A 16,210-nucleotide genomic window follows, 5' to 3' on the forward strand; every position below is an offset into this window, starting at 1 on the left:
GCCATTACTGCTTGAAGCGGAGCGCTTGGTGCGGACCGATATGATCAAGCAAAGGCAACGCTACCGGTGCGACGTGACCGACCACATTGACTTTCGGATCGGCTGGTAAGTCGCAGCGGGTTATTTGGAGTTCGCCAGCGTATCTGCCATAGCGGGTGTTATCAAGGGTAATGCTGCCGCGCGGACGTTCAACGGTGCGATGCGGCTCCGGGGCGGCGAAAATATGCTCAAGGCGGGCTTCTGCCAGTCGCACGACTTGCTGGGCGACATCCGGGCGATTATGCCAGGTCAAATGATATAAGCGCTCATCAGCGGCTTCGGTTTGAATCAAAAGTACCTGGTCGCTCGTATAGGCCTGAAAAGCAGCGATGCTACGTGGGCTGAGTTGCGGGTCGCCGATGTAAACATGGTCGGTTGCCAGTCGCTTGAGGTCCAGATAAGCAGCCAGCGGTAGTAAGCCGCGATGAGGTTCAAGTGTCGGCAAGCCAGCAAAAAGGGGACCCCGTTGCTGAGCATCGCCAGGAATAAAGGCCATGGTTTTAAAGCCGAGTGTGTGCAACCAGTGATTTTTTTGTTGGAACCAACATGGATCCAAGCCGGTTTCCGGTCGGGGATAGAAATTGTGCCACGCCTCGATGTGCCTGAGGTTGGCTTTGGCATTGGCCAACTGATCAATGGTTTCGGACGAAAGGGTGCTGGCATTGAGCGCAACCCCCATCGTGTGCGACAGTGCTGCGACCGTGGTCATGTCAATGCCGTCGTCAATGCGCACGCCGTCTAGTTGTAAGGCTTCGATGCCAGAACAGTCCCGCGGCGCAATCCCCAGTCGCTTCAAACTAGCCAGGGAAATGTCGGCCACAACTGCCAAACCTAATTGGTGACAGCTCGTGATTAAGTGGTTTAAACGTTGTCGTAAAGTTTTTGGATCATCTTCCGGTAACTGCAAAGATGTGAATACCCCGGTGAAGCCTGCTTGCTGCATCTGTTTGAGATAAGCTGTTTGTTGTTCATCAGCCGGTTCACTGAGATAGCATGAAAACCCGATCATCCTTATTCCTCCATAAGTTGTGTCATCGCCTGATACTGGTGATGAAGTGACAACCAACAACGAAAGGTGAAAGCCCTTTCGAGATTAAAGATAACCGATTTATCTGAAAATTTCAACATATTTCGTATTTTTTTGAAATAAAGTTTCAAAGATGACTAAAAAATAACGCATCGCTGGCCGATGCGTTCAGGGTGAAACTCGCTTGTTATTTGAAGCCATGGCGCATAAATTCTTTGTAAGTTGTTACCAGCGCCTTTGAATCATCGGTTTGTTTTTTGGAAGTGTCGTAAAAGCGGCTGACGTAGGCGTAATATAAAATATCAATTAACATAAACTGTGCGTGTAACGACTGCGTTGCCGCAAATCGATTAGGCGCCTCCATCGGTTGTGACGTTTGAATCACGATATCGGCATAATGCGCGAGTGAGTTGTTGCCGAGTTTGGTCGTGGCAATCACCGGCAGTCCGGCTTTTTTAGCCAATTTAGCGCCCAAGACTGCTTCCGGTGACTCGCCGGAGTTTGAAATAAACCAAGTGAGGGTACGCTTGGGATCGGCAGTGGCGGCGACCGGAAGAAAAAGATTCAGATCATCGCTGAAATGGCAGGCGTAACCGAGGCGCCCCCATTTTTGCGCAATATTTTGCGCGGAAAGATACGAGGCGCCAACGCCGAATAGCAACATCTGCCGACTATGGTGAATCAGATCGGTGATCGTTTGCACTGTAGCTTCGTCAACTTGATCAACCGTTTCGCTTAAAGAGCGCTCGGCATTGGTGCGCAATTTGGTTTTAATGGTAGTCAGACTTTCATCCTTTTGAATTTCCTGATAATCCAGCTCATTAGCCTCACCATTTAAATCAGCGGCCAGCTGCATTTTTAATTCGTTATAGCCGGCAAAATGCAATCGCTGGGCGGCCCGACTGACTGTGGCAGGACTGGCACCGGCAGCTTTGGCAAGTTCATAAACACTCATCGTCAGGACGTCTTGCGCGTGGGTTAACACGTAGTCCACGATTTTCTTTTCGGCTTCTGAAAGTTCACCGCGCGTACTTTGGTAATTACCTTCAACACTCATAATTGCTCCTCCTTCTAAGCACGGCGCGACACAGTCTAAAAGGAAAATATTGATCCATACTGATTGATAGACAGTACTAGACTCGGTCCGTGCACGACGAAAAAACGTACAGGTTCGTGCAGATTTTGCTATCCTCAAGTCATCATGCCATGAATGACCAAGATTGCCAATGTTTTGATCAGAAATCCAGGATGCCAGATTTTTGCCGGGTGTCAAGTCTGACAAAATTTTATTTTCGGATTCAGCTGAATAAATGCTGCCATTTGATATAATTGTTCGTATTTTTAAAGATAAGGAAGGAAATAAAAGGATAAAGTTCGTATTTTACTTGTCTTCCCTCACCGATCCTGTTAGACTACGAAATGGCGGGCGAATCCCGCACTAATCCGTGAGGAGCGATCGATAAATGGGAACTGTAGTTATTGTCGGCACACAGTGGGGCGACGAAGGTAAAGGGAAGATTACCGATTTCCTGAGCCAAGGCGCCAAGGTGGTAAGCCGTTACCAAGGTGGCGACAACGCTGGCCACACGATTCATGCTAACGGCCAGGTTTACAAACTGCGCTTGATTCCGTCTGGGGTTCTTTATCCGCATCAACTATCTGTGATCGGTAATGGTGTTGTCGTCAACCCTAAGAGTCTGGTCGGCGAACTGGCCCGTCTTGCTGAGCAAGGGGTGACGGGTGAAAACTTACGGATTTCGGATCGCGCCCATGTTATTTTGCCTTACCATATCAAACTTGATAAGTTACAAGAGGCTGCCAAGGGTGCCGACAAAATTGGCACCACCAATCGCGGCATCGGACCGGCCTATATGGACAAAGCGGCCCGTGTCGGGATTCGGATGGCGGATCTGCTTGATAAAGAAATTTTTGAAGAACGATTGAAGGCTAACCTGAAGGCCAAAAATGAAGAATTCGTCAAAGTCTATGACAGCACACCAATGGCATTTGATGATATTTTTGAGGAATATTACAACTACGGCCAGCAACTCAAGCAATATGTTTGCGACACGTCAATTGTCTTGAACGATGCGATTGATAAGGGTGAACATGTTCTTTTTGAAGGTGCACAAGGCATCATGCTGGATATTGACCAAGGGACGTATCCGTTTGTGACGTCATCGAACCCTGCTGGCGGTGTGACCGTGGGTGCCGGTGTCGGGGCATCCAAGATCGATCGGGTGGTCGGTGTTGCCAAGGCGTATACATCACGGGTTGGCGATGGGCCGTTCCCGACTGAATTACTGGATGACACTGGCGACTTTATTCGCAATGCCGGTCATGAGTTCGGTACGGTTACCGGCCGGCCGCGGCGGATTGGCTGGTTTGACGCTGTTGTGGTTCGCCACTCACGCCGGGTTGCGGGCATTACTGATTTGTGCCTGAATTCGATTGATGTGCTGACGGGCTTGGACACGGTCAAAATCTGTGTGGCTTACGAACGTGATGGCGAACGAATCGAGAATTATCCGGCATCGCTGAAGTTCCTGAGTGAATGCAAGCCGGTTTATGAAGAGTTGCCTGGCTGGAAGGAAGACATCACCCATGCCAAAACGCTGGCGGAACTGCCGGAAAATGCGCGGCATTATGTTGAGCGGATTACTGAATTGCTTGGCGTTGATCTGTTGACCTTCTCCGTTGGCCCGGATCGTGATCAGACAAATGTGATTGCGAATGTTTGGGATAAGGTTGAGTAAACGAAGTACTTCGGAATGTTGGTAGGCTAAGAGTTGCTTGCCGTGCCAAACTGCGCAATCTCCGGCGGTTTGGGGCTGGCGACGCGAAGCTAGAGCGGAGGGCACAGCTTTGAACTCGCAAAAACCGCGATTTCAAAGTCTGGCCTTGTCCTAACCGGGGAAAACCGCCCCGGCAAGGACAATTTCACAGCTGAGCCCCCTCTGGCCTCCGATTGCTCCGCCTTGGCACTAGGGTTTCAACGCGATGACAAATTACCTATACGAAAACGAAGGGCGAATGAATGCCATCTGTCGTGCAGATGAAAGTTCATTCGCCTTTTTTATATACCCCTGCGTAATCTTTCAAATCCCCTAAAAATTCCAATTGACATCAATGCCAGAAGCCGGTATATTCAAAGTAACATATGAACAAATGCTCATATGAACATAAAATATAAAGGTGGCTATGATTCGATATGACGAAAGCGATTGGCTTGTATTTATTTGGTGTTATTGCTTTTATCGGCGGTTTATGGATCAGTCAGCCATTGCCGCGGGCGACGTTGCTTATTTTAGCGGCTGTGGTTGCCGGTTATCACGTCATTGCGGAAGGCGTGGTTGAAACGATTCAGGCTTCAAAAGCGCAGCATCGCTTTTCGCCGAACATTCATATTCTCATGGCTTTGGCCGCGATCGGGGCGATTGCGATTGGCAGCTTTGAAGAAGCAGCGATGCTGATTCTGATTTTTGCTGGTGCCCATTTTCTTGAGGAATATGTGGAGAATAAAAGCCGCAAAGAGATTACCGCACTTTTGGCAATGGCACCACTTGAGGCCCGACGCTATGGACATGATGGCGAGTTTGAAGTTGTGCCAGTTGCTGAACTTGAAATTGGCGATCGCCTGCAGATCCTTAACGGGGCCCAGGTGCCGACAGACGGCGTGATTGTTGCCGGAACGGCGAGTTTGGATGAATCGGCGATCAGCGGCGAAAGTATCCCGCGGGAGAAGCAGGTCGGCGATGAAGTGTTTGGTGGGACGATTAACGGCCAATCAACGTTTGACATGCGCGTGACGAAGAAAAGCGACGAAACGGTCTTCGCCAAAATTATCCAGATGGTTCAGGCGGCGCAACAGTCGCCGACCAAAATGGCGAGTGTCATTCAGCGGTTCGAACCGATTTACGTCAAAGCAGTCTTGGCGGCGCTGCCGATTGTTTTCTTAGCAGGGCCGTTCTTGCTGCATTGGTCGTGGATGACCAGTGTTTATCGAACCATCGTCTTCTTGGTGGCGGTGTCGCCATGTGCTTTGGCAGCCAGCGCTGTCCCGGCAACGCTATCGGGCATCTCGAACTTGGCTCGTCATGGGGTATTTTTCAAAGGTGGCAGTTATCTGGCGAATTTAACCCAGCTTAAAGCGATTGCGTTTGATAAAACCGGGACGTTGACAGAAGGCCGGCCGGTGGTGACCAACAGTGAGTTTGCGCCGCATGTGGATCAGGCAGCACTAAAGGCGATCATCACTGCGATGGAGAAACAAAGTAACCACCCGCTGGCGACGGCGATTGTAGCGCATTTTCCGGCAAGTAGTTTGGTGCTTGAATCCGTGCACAATGAAGTCGGCAAAGGGCTGACCGCCGAGTATCAAGGGCACACTTACACGATCGGCAAGCCGCAGCGGTTCACGCATGTCGATCCGATTTTTCGACAGCGTGCCAAGGTGCTAGGACAGCAAGGGAAAACCGTGGTATTGGTGGCCATTGATCAGCAAGTTGTTGGTCTAATCGCTTTAATGGATCAAGCTAAAAGCAGTGCCAAAGCCGCGATTGCTTACTTGAAGCACCATGACATTCAGCCGGTGATGATTACCGGGGATGGCAAGCAAACCGGCGAAGCAGTGGCCGCCGATTTGGGCATCGAACAAGTTGTGACCGATGTGATGCCAGAGCAAAAAGTCTCCATCGTCAAACAGTTGCAGGAAAAGATGCGACCGGTTGCGATGGTCGGCGATGGCGTGAATGATGCCCCGGCGTTGGCCAATGCCGAAGTGGGTATCGCCATGGGCTCCGGTACGGACGTGGCCATTGACGTGGCCGATGTGGTGTTGGTAAAGAATGATCTGTCCCGCTTGGCCTTTGCCCACCGCTTGTCCGCCAAAATGAACCGGATTGTGATTGAAAACCTGCTATTCTCAATGGCAGTCGTGGTGATGTTGGTCACTTTGAACGTGTTGCAACTCACTAACATTGCCTGGGGCGTTGTTTTCCATGAAGGCAGTACCTTGGTTGTGATTTTAAACGGGTTGCGTTTATTGTTGCCGCAGAAACCTTAAGGCAAAAACCGCCTTCGATGCAAAAGTCTGCTAAAATGGCCTTAAGTATCGTAAGGAGCCATGCAGATGACAACCAATGATGTTCATACAACTGCCGCCAGCAACAGTGACATTCCCGACGATGAGGGCTTACGTGATATCCTCGAAGTCTTTAAAACCATGAGTGACCCTACCCGGATGCGGATTATTTTGGCCATTGCCAAAGGTCCCATCACGGTCAACGAGCTTGCGGCTATGTTAGATCTTGGCCAATCCACCGTGTCGCACCAGCTGCGAATTTTGAAACAGACGCGCCTCGTTGTGGGCGATCGCTCGGGCAAGCAGATTTATTACCACTTGGTCGATGACCATGTTTTGGAGATTTATGAGCTGACTAAGGCGCATATAGAAGAGAAGCAGCATGGGCAAATTAGCTGACCGTTAGAGCCTCGGAACAACTAGTCAAGTATAAAGTTGAAACAAATCAGCAGCTTCAGACAAATGCCTTCAAACGAAGGTCTTTGTCTGGGGCTTTTTTGTTACCCAAAAGTATCTTGATGGTTGACTTTAACGGCCCTAAGTTTACAGAGCCTCGATATATAGCGATGATGTGCGCCCTTACAGTGAGAATAGAAGCCAGAAAAGAGGAGGCCAAATGGTAATCAATGCGGGGGCTGTGATCAGCACTTATGGGAAACAGACGGGCATTACCCAGCAGGTTTTGGCAGATTTTATTGGTAGTTTGAAGGCGTTAGTTTCAACGTGGGACCCAGAAGTTCCCCGAGCAGAAGGACATTAGAAACAACTCATGAAATACCTTTTTGCATATAAAAGAACATATTATGATGCTGCAAGATACCGCACAAAGACCGACTCGTATAGATCTACAAACGCAAAAAAACAAAATTAAAACTTACGAGAAATAAAATGCTGCGTTAAAATATAGCTATTAAAGGTGTGGGAGGAATGAGATGAAAAAGACTAAATCGGCGTGTATTCAACACAGATCTTGCATTTCCTTTTGAAAGAGGATTATGACCATGAATATGTCATCAAGGCAATTATATGGAGAAGTAAAGAAACATAAGGAGCATCTAGAGGAAAATCATATAAACCATAAAATCATCTCGTGAGAACGAGGGGATGGCGACCCAGTTATTCATTATATGGGAAATACAATACACCGATATTCGGAAAACATTCGAATTGATCTTTTAATTGACAATAGAAGAAAACCTTTGGTAGAATTAAGGAGTCAAACAGCGGACAGCATAGAATTTTGATGTTTCTACGTTGTTTTTTGTTTGTCGGATTTTTTGCCAAAGCGTCTCGAATATCGGAAATCTTGTATTATCTGAGCCGTTTTTCTATTGCACTTTTTGATTTTAGGAGGAAGTATAAAGATGGATTTTTACATGAAATTACCACGTAACAAAAAAGAATTTGCACTATTTATGGGGATTGTTTCTATTGTATCTGTAAATATTATCGCGCCGCTTATTACCTGTTTTGAGTCAGGATTTCACCTTTATGTGTGGCGAGACGTACTGACGATACTTCCGTTTATCTGGCTGAGTGTGATTGCTATTGTGCTTATTACTTATATACCGGCAGAAAAAATGACAGCTCTGATTGCGGCGAAAGACGACAGTTTCCGCTCTCATATTGTCGTGAATATTTTATGTACAGTATTGATGATGTCTGTTTTTCTGACTGTAATCGGAACATGGATTGGGACACGCGCGATCACCTTAGAACCGATACAGATGTTTTTCTATAAGTGGCCCAGAAACTTTGCTATTTCATTATTCGTTGAAATGTGTATCGCAAAGCCGATTGCCAGATTTGCACTTTTACAACTGCATACAAGACTTGATGAAAAAAGACAGTTGGGATAATTAAAAAAATGTATAGACTGTTTGAATTCTGACTTTATTTATGCGCAAGCTGAGAAAGAAAATTGATCCGAAGCTTTTGAGCTTGTGATCCTGAATCCAGCCGGTGTGGGCTAACTTTCAGTTGACGGCGTTGAACGGTTTGCCAAGCAGCATCAAATCAGGACTATCGCGGGCTTTAAAACGAGATGCGACCGGTTTGCAGGACGATGAATGATCGTCTTGCGGAACGGCCGCCTTTTTTGATGACACGATAAAGCCGCAGCTATGCGAGTTTGTTATGTTCTGAGACGGATGAGCCGTTATTTTAAAAATCGATCGCTGACAATCAAATGATGCAAAACCACTATATCATGTATAGTATTGTACCATTGCCCACCAAATTTAGTGGTTTAGTGCTTTCATTTGAAGAAAAATCCTGTATACTATATGTATTGATGCAAACGGAACAAGTCAGTGTACTGGGGGATTAGCCATGATTGAATTTTATACACAAATCAAGAAACGAGACGGGCGCATCGTTGATTTTGATGCGAGCAAGATTAGCACCGCGATTACAAAGGCGGCGGAGAGCGTGGCAGAGCTGTCACCCAGTGATGTGCTGACGATTGATCACTTGACGGATACGGTGACGGCTAAAATTCGCGATCGCTATCATGATGATGTTGAAATCGCCGAGGTTCAGACGGTGGTTGAGCAGACGCTGATTGCAGCCGAGAAGTATGACTGGGCCGAGGCGTATACGCAATATCGGCTGAAGCGGGATTTGGCGCGTAAGCAGAAGCAAGATGTCAATTACAATGTGGCGAAGCTTGTCAATCGCGACAAGAGCGTGGTGAACGAGAATGCCAATAAGGATAGCCGCGTGTTCTCGACCCAGCGCGATCTCACTGCCGGTGCTGTGGCTAAGGCGGTCGGGCTGAAAATGTTGCCGCCAGCTGTGGCCAATGCCCATCTGCGTGGCGATATTCATTGGCATGACCTTGATTACACCCCGTTTATGGCAGAAACCAACTGCTGCTTAATTGATTTTGACTACATGTTGAATCATGGCTTTTGCATCGGTAACGCCGAAGTGGAGCCGGCCCACTCGATTCAGGTGGCTGTGACCCAGATGACCCAGATTATCGCGAATGTGGCTTCCAGCCAATATGGCGGCTGCTCCAGTGATCGCACGGATCAGGTGCTGGCCCCGTTTGCCGAGAAAAATTATCAGAAACATCTAAAGGAATTCGGCGATGTGATTGATGATCCGGCCCAATTGAAAGCGTTGGCTGTGAAGCAGACCAAGAAGGATATTTATGATGCCTTGCAAACGTTGGAATATCAGGTCAACACCCTTTATTCGACGCAAGGACAGACGCCTTTTGTCACCGTTGGCTTTGGTTTGGGTACCAGCTGGATCGAACGGGAAATTCAAAAAGATATTCTGAAGATTCGGATTCTCGGTCTGGGTAAAGAGCGACGTACCGCGATTTTCCCGAAGCTGGTCTTCACGTTGAAACGCGGATTGAACCTCAACCCGGAAGATCCCAACTATGATATCAAGCAGCTGGCCATCGAATGTGCCACCAAGCGGATGTACCCGGATGTGGTGTCGTACGATACCATCAAGCGGCTGACCGGCTCATTCAAAGCGCCCATGGGTTGCCGCAGCTTTTTGCAAGGCTGGACCGATCCCAAGACCGGCAAAGAAGTCAACGCCGGCCGGATGAACCTTGGGGTGATCACGGTCAATCTGCCGCGGATTGCCATGGAGTCCAAAGGCGACAAGGACAAGTTCTGGAAGATTTTTGAAGAACGGATGCGTATTTGCAAGGAAGGCCTGCTGTATAAGATCGAGCGCACCAAACAGGCGACGCCGGAAAGTGCCCCGATTCTCTACAAGTACGGCGCATTTGGCAAGCGTTTGGCTGACACAGACAGCGTCGATGACCTATTCAAAAACGGCCGCGCCACGGTATCGCTTGGTTACATCGGCTTATACGAAGTCGGCACGGTTTTCTATGGTTCAGCATGGGAAAAGAATCCCGAAGCCAAGGCGTTTTCCGTTTCAATCGTCAAGGCGTTGGACGATCACTGCAAAGCCTGGGAAAAGCAGTACGGCTATCATTTTTCGGTTTACGGCACGCCGAGCGAATCTCTGACCGATACCTTCTGCCGCGACGATACCAAGAAATTCGGGATCGTCAAAGATATTACGGACAAGGAATATTACACCAACAGCTTCCATTACGATGTTCGCAAATCACCGACTCCGTTTGAGAAACTCGATTTTGAAAAGGATTACCCGCAGTATAGTGCCGGTGGCTTCATCCACTACTGTGAGTATCCGAACCTGAAACAGAATCCGAAAGCACTTGAGGCAGTTTGGGACTATGCCTACGACAAGATCGGTTATCTCGGCACCAACACGCCGATCGATCAATGCTTCAAATGCGGCTTCAAAGGTGAATTCACGGCGACCGCGAAAGGTTATGAATGCCCGGAATGCGGCAACCACGATCCGGCAACCTGCGACGTGGTCAAGCGCCTCTGCGGCTACCTCGGCAATCCAAACAAGCGGCCGATGGTTCACGGTCGTCAGGAAGAAATTATCCACCGAAAGAAACATATCACGTTCAGCCTGAATCAAGTGGCTAACCGGCGTGACAAGTAAGATGAAATAGTAACAGCATAGTAAAACGGCGATCGCGAGAAGTTTCCTGCGATCGCCGTTTTATGTTGGCTGAAATGAGACCTGCGACTTTTTATTTTATTTGACTGCGTGTAAAATGCAAAGCAATTAATTGTTAGATTGAAGCGCTATTTTGAGGAAGACAAACGAGTCGGGAGGTGCAGCATGGTTGCCAATGCATTTACCGCCAGTCAGTGGCAGTCAGCCGAGCAATGGAACAATGGCTGGCTATTTTTCGCTATCGTTGTCATTTTACTCATTGTGAATCATCTTGTGATCATTGGCGTTTATGTTCCGAATCGACTGAAATGGAAATGGGCAGTTATTGTACCGTTTATTTTCATCTGTCTTGGGCTGGCCAGGTACAGCTGGGTTCGGACAACCAGCGCCGCGAATGTCCAGTTCAATCAGTGGGCCAAGCAGATTACGCCCCAAATACGAGTCAAAAAAGCCTCTTTTTTCCGACTTGTGCCAGTTCCTGATAGCGCCATTGAGGCATACCAAGGACTAAATGAGTATCCAGCTTTCAAAACATTGCCTATGTATGCACACCGGCAAGTCATTGCCCCTGTGACTTATTTGGGGCGGAATGCCAACAGCGTTTATTTTAAATGGCAGGGTATGATTTATCGCTACACAGGGACAACACGCACGGGTGACCACGCTGCTTTAATCGGTTATCGTTTTTGGTTAAAAGACCGGAATTACACGCGACTGGGCTTTGTCAATCCTTCTAAAACGTTCACCGCCGCTTTAATGATTCCTAAGGCGCAGGCCAAGCGCATCTATCATCCGGTCAAGCAGATAGTGGTCACGCTTGAGAGTATGGATGGCGATTGGACGACCGAGAAAGTGTATCGGGGATCCTGATTTACTTGGCATGCTGATGTTGCGGCCAAATTGGTTTTGTTAGGATCAGCATGAACAGGCTCCCGACAATAACCAAAATGATGTCAAGGCTAATACCGCGATACCAGACAATGGCCAATCCCGTGATTAAAAGTGTGAGACCAAGTAAGCTGAAGCCAAGTGCAGTGAGCCGGCGGGATAAAACTGACCAGTCGGCGAAGATGTCGACTGTTTTTGGGGCCATAAAATGTCCCCAAATTAAAGTGGTGCCAGTAAGTAACCACCAGATGGCTTGCGTCAGCCAGTGTGGGTAGAATCCAAAAAGCGTCGTTGTTGCCATGCCAATCAGAATGGCAACAACTGTGGTTAAGACAGCCATCACAGTTTGCCAATGATTGACCGTACTATCTTTGATCAATTTCTTCTTCAACTGTGGATTATCCAGAATAAGATGATCAAGGGAGACGTCAAATATCCGGGCAATGCGGGTGACCATCTCCAAGTCAGGCAAGTTGCGCTCATTTTCCCAGTTGGAGACGGTGTGACGTGAGACATTAAGATCATGGGCAAGTTCGGCTTGAGTCATATGATGGGCAGTGCGGATTTGTTGAAGCTGCTTTGAAAAATTCAAATTGTTCACCTCGCTTGGTCTGATTGTGGCAGACGCCATCGGAAATCACAAGGAAGATAAGCATCCGCACAAGCTCGTCATTCGAGACAAGTAATTATTGCCCGGGAAATGCTGGTTTAAACAACACAAAAACGGCTCACAAGATTATAGATGCCACAATCTTGTGAGCCGATCAGCAGTATGACAAGGTTCTGTGTAAAGATGCGCGCCCCAGAGGTTATTGCCAAGTTGTTTGAAAGAAAAGACTTTGTCCCACAGTTCCCTTTCTGTTTCGCTAAATGCAAAGTTGTCAGATACTTTGATGCTAGGTGCCATGTTGAAGAATGTTTGAAGTGTACCGGTAAAAGCAACACCGTCACTTTTCGTCAAATCTTTCAATGCTTGTCGCACATACCGTGCTGTTTCGGAATTGGGATGAGATTCTGCCAATGCGTTATTGAGACGTTCCATTGCTTGAACTACTTCGTCCTTTGATACCATGATTGCCACCATCTACTTTTCTAATGACCATGACGTTATTTTAAAAAAATCTTTTTCTTTTAAAGACATTGCTATTGTAAAAGCGCTTTTAATCAACTGTCAATAATTTGCGATTTCGCCGAATCAGATAGCAACTAAGGATAGCCTAAAAGCCGCAATGCCCTAAGTAAAGAAGTTACTGAAAAACTAGTCATCAACTCTCTGATCGCGGATTTGATACTTACGAATGGCATTGTACTCATTTCTGTGATCTTCTTCAGCATTCCTGAATTCAACATCAGTTTGAAGGTTGAGAAAATACCTGTCCGATACCCCGAAGAAACGACCTAAACGAATTGAGGTGTCGGCCGTAATCTGCCGGTGATCAAGTGATCTCTTGAATATGCGAGGTCGGGATGCCAAGGGAATTGGCTAGGGAGTACGCAGACAGATTGAATGGGAGCATGAACTCTTGCTTTAAAATCTCGCTAATTTTTGGTGTTGGGATTTTCCTCATGGTACTCCTTTTTGATAAATATCGTAATAAAGTGATAAAAGTTGAAGCTTCTAGTGTCTCAAATGATTATAAGCGTAGCGGAGAAACTAAAGCAATAAGAAACACTCCGATTACTGATCTGCACCTTTTCGGTAAACTTTTTTCTGATGTCGTGCTATAATGACTATATTGATAAGGAAGTTAAGTCTAAAAACATGACAGCACAATAGCCGTATCCCAGGCGTGGGATACGGCTATTTTTTTCGCCTGCTGCGACGGACAGGCGTGTGGGTGGATGGCAACCGTAGGATTACCGCCGTCCATTCCACCAATGGTAAGCGCACGATTGTAGGGTACATTTAAAACGGCTCCGGGGTCCCTTATGCTGTAAGGAATGCCGGAGCCGTTGGCTTTTATGCAAGTTTTAGCGAGCACATTTTGCTTGAATCTGTGGCGACCATGGCAAATAATCCTGGAGGGCTTCGTGATCTCCGGGAACTGGGAGGTTTGGTAGTTCGGTAAACAGATACTCAAGATACTTCCGGATATCGAGTCCGTTGGCCTCGGCCGATCGCATAACGCTGAGGATGATACCGCTAGATTGAGCGCCTTTGAAACTCTTCGAAAACTGCCAGTTCTTCCGGCCGATGACGAGTTCTTTGACGGCTCGTTCCACGCGGTTATTTGAGATCTCCAAGCGGCCGTCGAGTAGAACATGTTCAAAGGCTTCACGTTGATCGCAAGCATACGCAATGGCTCTACCTAACTTTGATTGTGGCAGGGCATCGATGCTGGCACACCAGGTATAAAACTTCGCAATCAACGGTTTGAGCTTCGCCTGACGTTTTTGGCACCGGACTTCCGGTGTCAGATCGGTCCATTTGCGTTCTGTTATGAAGTGACCCCTGTCAACCCCATCTTTATAAGATTTTCGATATTGTCGTTGGCACTAACAAGCTCCAGAATTCCGTTGTCTCTCGACATTTAACCACTCTGTTATACGGGGATTGGCTACCCCAGGTTAATGGTCCTGTCGAAGGCTTTAGAATCTATAGTCGTGGATCACAAACTCTTTGTCTCTAGATATGGCCATACCCAGGGCGAGCCTGTGCCAAAATAGAACGCTCGTAAATAGCCAGACCGTTGAATTCTGACGCTTGTTGCTACCAGCGACAATATCGTGACGCTTTAATCCTTGATACTTCTTGCTGTCATCTTTGTTGTTTGAATCTTCGGGCTCAATTGCGCTTCGGTGATCAGTAGTTGATATTGCCAGTTTCCATACCCCAGATAAATCCAGCGAGTTCTCGGGCGACTGCGGCGATTGCCACGTTATATGATTTTCCTTGAGTAAGCATCCGCGTGAATTTGCGATGAAGATGAGCGCCTGCCTTATCGGCATAGCTAATAACGGCTGATTCTTGTCCTGCTTGGCGTGCTTTTAGGGCTCTTGATTTGTACCCAATTCTGCCCTTGACCAATCCCTGTGTGGCTTCAATGATGGTTGTGCGGACGATACTGTTACCTTGCTTCGAAATACCCCCTTTGATGGTATGATCGCCGCTTGAATGTTCTGACGGATTTAGCCCAACGTAAGACATAAACGCTTTAGCTGTTTTGAAACGTTTAAAATCCGCAATCTCGATGTGGATGGTCATGGCAGTTGTGGTTTTAAATCCCTTCATACTTGTCAACGCGTGAATGGGCTTGGTGTAACGTTCACTGTTCGCAAACGTCTCGATGGTCTGGTCGTAGCGGGCAATCTTTTCCTCTAATTCAGATTTTTGAAGCGTCATTTCGTCAAGCACTGACCGTAATACCGGAGACAATGGGACTTTCTTTAGCCAATCCATATAGGCCAGCATCCACCTTGATGCTGGACACTTCAATCCTTGACGGAGAAGGAACATGCCGATTTGCTGCTTCACTCTAATGAGGTCATTTTCATCATTTTACGTAGTCTAATGAATTCTTTTACCTCGTTATCCGCTTCATCAGGGACATAAACGGCACAATACGTATTAGCCGCAAGATTCTTGGCAATCATTCGTGCGTCCATTGAATCATTTTTGACCATTTTGTTCTTAGCAGAACTAAACATCGTTGTCGGTGCCAGAATGATACAGTCAATGCCTAAGTTTTTGAGTGAACGATAGAGTGAATATCCTAAAATACCAGCCTCATACCCGGTCACGAATTTTGTGTCTGGATCCAGTTCTTCAGCTAATCCGGTAATAAATTTTTCGACTAATTTTGGCTCTGAAGCGCACTGGGTCTCAGCTAAGAGCGCACCCGTTGCTTTGTCTAACGCGCATAGACTGTAAGTGGCTTTATGGACATCCATCCCGATGTAAACTATACTTTCCATGTGAGTGACCTCCTATTGTCATGGGGTAATGATTGTATGGTTCGTTTTAACACAACACCATTATCAGTCTAAATCCCCGAGTCGACAATCTAGGGGGTCACTTCATATTATCTAACGCAAACATGTCTTGGCAGAACTTGAAGCTTTCTTTGGCCGCGCTCTTGGCGATGCCTTGCTTACCCATCGCTTCAAAAAATTTCCGGCGAATTTGGGCGAGGCACGCTACGCGCGTGACATCTGGCAGCTTGGCGTAAGCAGCGTATCCATCTGTCTGGAGATAGCCGGTGTAGCCGCGGAGGAATCGCTCCGGAACGGCGAACTGGCGAGAATTCGCATGCTCATAAAGGACGACTTTCTCCGGCGATGCCTTACTGGAAGTGAAGACCCAGAAGTAGGTTTTGCTCTTTTCACTGTCCAAGACGTTGTAAGGTGTTTCATCGGCGTGGATGACATCCTGTTTAAGCAGCGCTTCATGCATGACGTCATATAGATCGCGCAAAGCAAAGTCGCATGCTAAGATGTGCCAGTTGGTGATCTGTTGCCGTGATAACTCAAGTCCAAGCGCCAACCAGTCCTGCTCTTGACGATTAGCCGAGACCTTTTTGCGATACTTTTCGATCATCGTCTGAGTGAAGTCCCGTAACTTTGACCAGACGGCCTGATTTAGTTCCACCAACGTGAAGAACCTGATTTGGAGTTCATTGATATTGCTACACTTAAACGAT

General features: G+C 47.4%; 16 protein-coding genes and 1 pseudogene. 7 read left to right on the forward strand and 10 right to left on the reverse strand.

Features of this window, described 5'->3' with window-relative positions:
• Nucleotides 1-4: 4 nt before the first annotated feature.
• A complete protein-coding gene (locus LBCZ_RS00300) occupies nucleotides 5-1,048 on the reverse strand; it encodes a DUF871 domain-containing protein (protein ID WP_039639745.1) in 1,044 nt (347 codons plus the stop codon).
• A 205-nt stretch (nucleotides 1,049-1,253) separates the two neighbouring features.
• Nucleotides 1,254-2,123 carry a MurR/RpiR family transcriptional regulator gene (locus tag LBCZ_RS00305; RefSeq protein WP_025013485.1) on the reverse strand — a complete coding sequence of 290 codons (870 nt, stop codon included), beginning with the start codon at nucleotides 2,121-2,123 and terminating at the stop codon, nucleotides 1,254-1,256.
• Between the two features lie 406 nt (nucleotides 2,124-2,529).
• Between LBCZ_RS00305 and LBCZ_RS00310 the strand changes: the two genes are divergently transcribed.
• The 5 genes from LBCZ_RS00310 (at nucleotide 2,530) to LBCZ_RS00325 (ending at nucleotide 8,008) form a co-directional block, all read left to right on the forward strand.
• Nucleotides 2,530-3,822 carry an adenylosuccinate synthase gene (locus LBCZ_RS00310; RefSeq protein WP_025013484.1) on the forward strand — a complete coding sequence of 431 codons (1,293 nt, stop codon included), beginning with the start codon at nucleotides 2,530-2,532 and terminating at the stop codon, nucleotides 3,820-3,822.
• 455 nt (nucleotides 3,823-4,277) lie between these two features.
• Nucleotides 4,278-6,131: a heavy metal translocating P-type ATPase gene (locus LBCZ_RS00315; protein WP_039639743.1), complete on the forward strand. Its 1,854-nt coding sequence runs from the start codon at nucleotides 4,278-4,280 to the stop codon at nucleotides 6,129-6,131.
• 66 nt (nucleotides 6,132-6,197) lie between these two features.
• A complete protein-coding gene (locus LBCZ_RS00320) occupies nucleotides 6,198-6,548 on the forward strand; it encodes an ArsR/SmtB family transcription factor (RefSeq protein ID WP_025013483.1) in 351 nt (116 codons plus the stop codon).
• A 217-nt stretch (nucleotides 6,549-6,765) separates the two neighbouring features.
• The gene (locus LBCZ_RS15910) at nucleotides 6,766-6,909 is read left to right on the forward strand and encodes a hypothetical protein (RefSeq protein ID WP_156129374.1); all 144 of its coding nucleotides are present in this window, start codon (nucleotides 6,766-6,768) and stop codon (nucleotides 6,907-6,909) included.
• 604 nt (nucleotides 6,910-7,513) lie between these two features.
• Nucleotides 7,514-8,008 carry a hypothetical protein gene (locus LBCZ_RS00325; RefSeq protein WP_025013482.1) on the forward strand — a complete coding sequence of 165 codons (495 nt, stop codon included), beginning with the start codon at nucleotides 7,514-7,516 and terminating at the stop codon, nucleotides 8,006-8,008.
• 117 nt (nucleotides 8,009-8,125) lie between these two features.
• Here the strand turns inward: LBCZ_RS00325 and LBCZ_RS16520 are convergent, their stop codons facing one another.
• A complete protein-coding gene (locus tag LBCZ_RS16520) occupies nucleotides 8,126-8,257 on the reverse strand; it encodes a hypothetical protein (RefSeq protein WP_263862758.1) in 132 nt (43 codons plus the stop codon).
• A 223-nt stretch (nucleotides 8,258-8,480) separates the two neighbouring features.
• On the opposite strand from LBCZ_RS16520, the gene nrdD reads away from it, so the two are divergent.
• Together nrdD and LBCZ_RS00335 are read left to right on the forward strand one after the other, a co-directional pair.
• On the forward strand, nucleotides 8,481-10,664 hold the full coding sequence (nrdD, locus tag LBCZ_RS00330; protein WP_025013481.1) for an anaerobic ribonucleoside-triphosphate reductase: 2,184 nt from the start codon (nucleotides 8,481-8,483) through the stop codon (nucleotides 10,662-10,664).
• Nucleotides 10,665-10,847: 183 nt separating this feature from the next.
• A complete protein-coding gene (locus LBCZ_RS00335; protein WP_025013480.1) occupies nucleotides 10,848-11,552 on the forward strand; it encodes a hypothetical protein in 705 nt (234 codons plus the stop codon).
• Nucleotide 11,553: 1 nt separating this feature from the next.
• Here LBCZ_RS00335 and LBCZ_RS00340 read toward each other — a convergent pair whose 3' ends face one another.
• The 7 genes and pseudogenes from LBCZ_RS00340 to LBCZ_RS00365 form a co-directional block, all read right to left on the reverse strand.
• On the reverse strand, nucleotides 11,554-12,162 hold the full coding sequence (locus LBCZ_RS00340) for a helix-turn-helix transcriptional regulator (RefSeq protein ID WP_025013479.1): 609 nt from the start codon (nucleotides 12,160-12,162) through the stop codon (nucleotides 11,554-11,556).
• 144 nt (nucleotides 12,163-12,306) lie between these two features.
• Nucleotides 12,307-12,654 (reverse strand): hypothetical protein, encoded by a 348-nt coding sequence (locus tag LBCZ_RS00345; RefSeq protein ID WP_420805651.1) that lies wholly within the window; start codon nucleotides 12,652-12,654, stop codon nucleotides 12,307-12,309.
• A gap of 174 nt (nucleotides 12,655-12,828) precedes the next feature.
• A pseudogene (locus tag LBCZ_RS16245) lies at nucleotides 12,829-13,138 on the reverse strand (HigA family addiction module antitoxin).
• 403 nt (nucleotides 13,139-13,541) lie between these two features.
• Complete coding sequence (locus tag LBCZ_RS00355; RefSeq protein WP_404820095.1) at nucleotides 13,542-14,012, reverse strand: IS66 family transposase; 471 nt, start codon at nucleotides 14,010-14,012, stop codon at nucleotides 13,542-13,544.
• Nucleotides 14,013-14,373: 361 nt separating this feature from the next.
• Nucleotides 14,374-15,045, reverse strand: coding sequence for a transposase (locus LBCZ_RS16250; protein ID WP_225421692.1), 672 nt, complete (start codon nucleotides 15,043-15,045; stop codon nucleotides 14,374-14,376).
• Nucleotides 15,042-15,485 (reverse strand): IS110 family transposase, encoded by a 444-nt coding sequence (locus LBCZ_RS16255; protein WP_225421693.1) that lies wholly within the window; start codon nucleotides 15,483-15,485, stop codon nucleotides 15,042-15,044. The genes LBCZ_RS16250 and LBCZ_RS16255 overlap by 4 nt, the downstream gene beginning before the upstream one ends.
• A gap of 97 nt (nucleotides 15,486-15,582) precedes the next feature.
• Complete coding sequence (locus LBCZ_RS00365) at nucleotides 15,583-16,158, reverse strand: IS66 family transposase (protein WP_156129373.1); 576 nt, start codon at nucleotides 16,156-16,158, stop codon at nucleotides 15,583-15,585.
• Between the last annotated feature and the right edge of the window lie 52 nt (nucleotides 16,159-16,210).

This window comes from Lacticaseibacillus casei DSM 20011 = JCM 1134 = ATCC 393 (genome assembly GCF_000829055.1).
Taxonomy (GTDB): domain Bacteria; phylum Bacillota; class Bacilli; order Lactobacillales; family Lactobacillaceae; genus Lacticaseibacillus; species Lacticaseibacillus casei.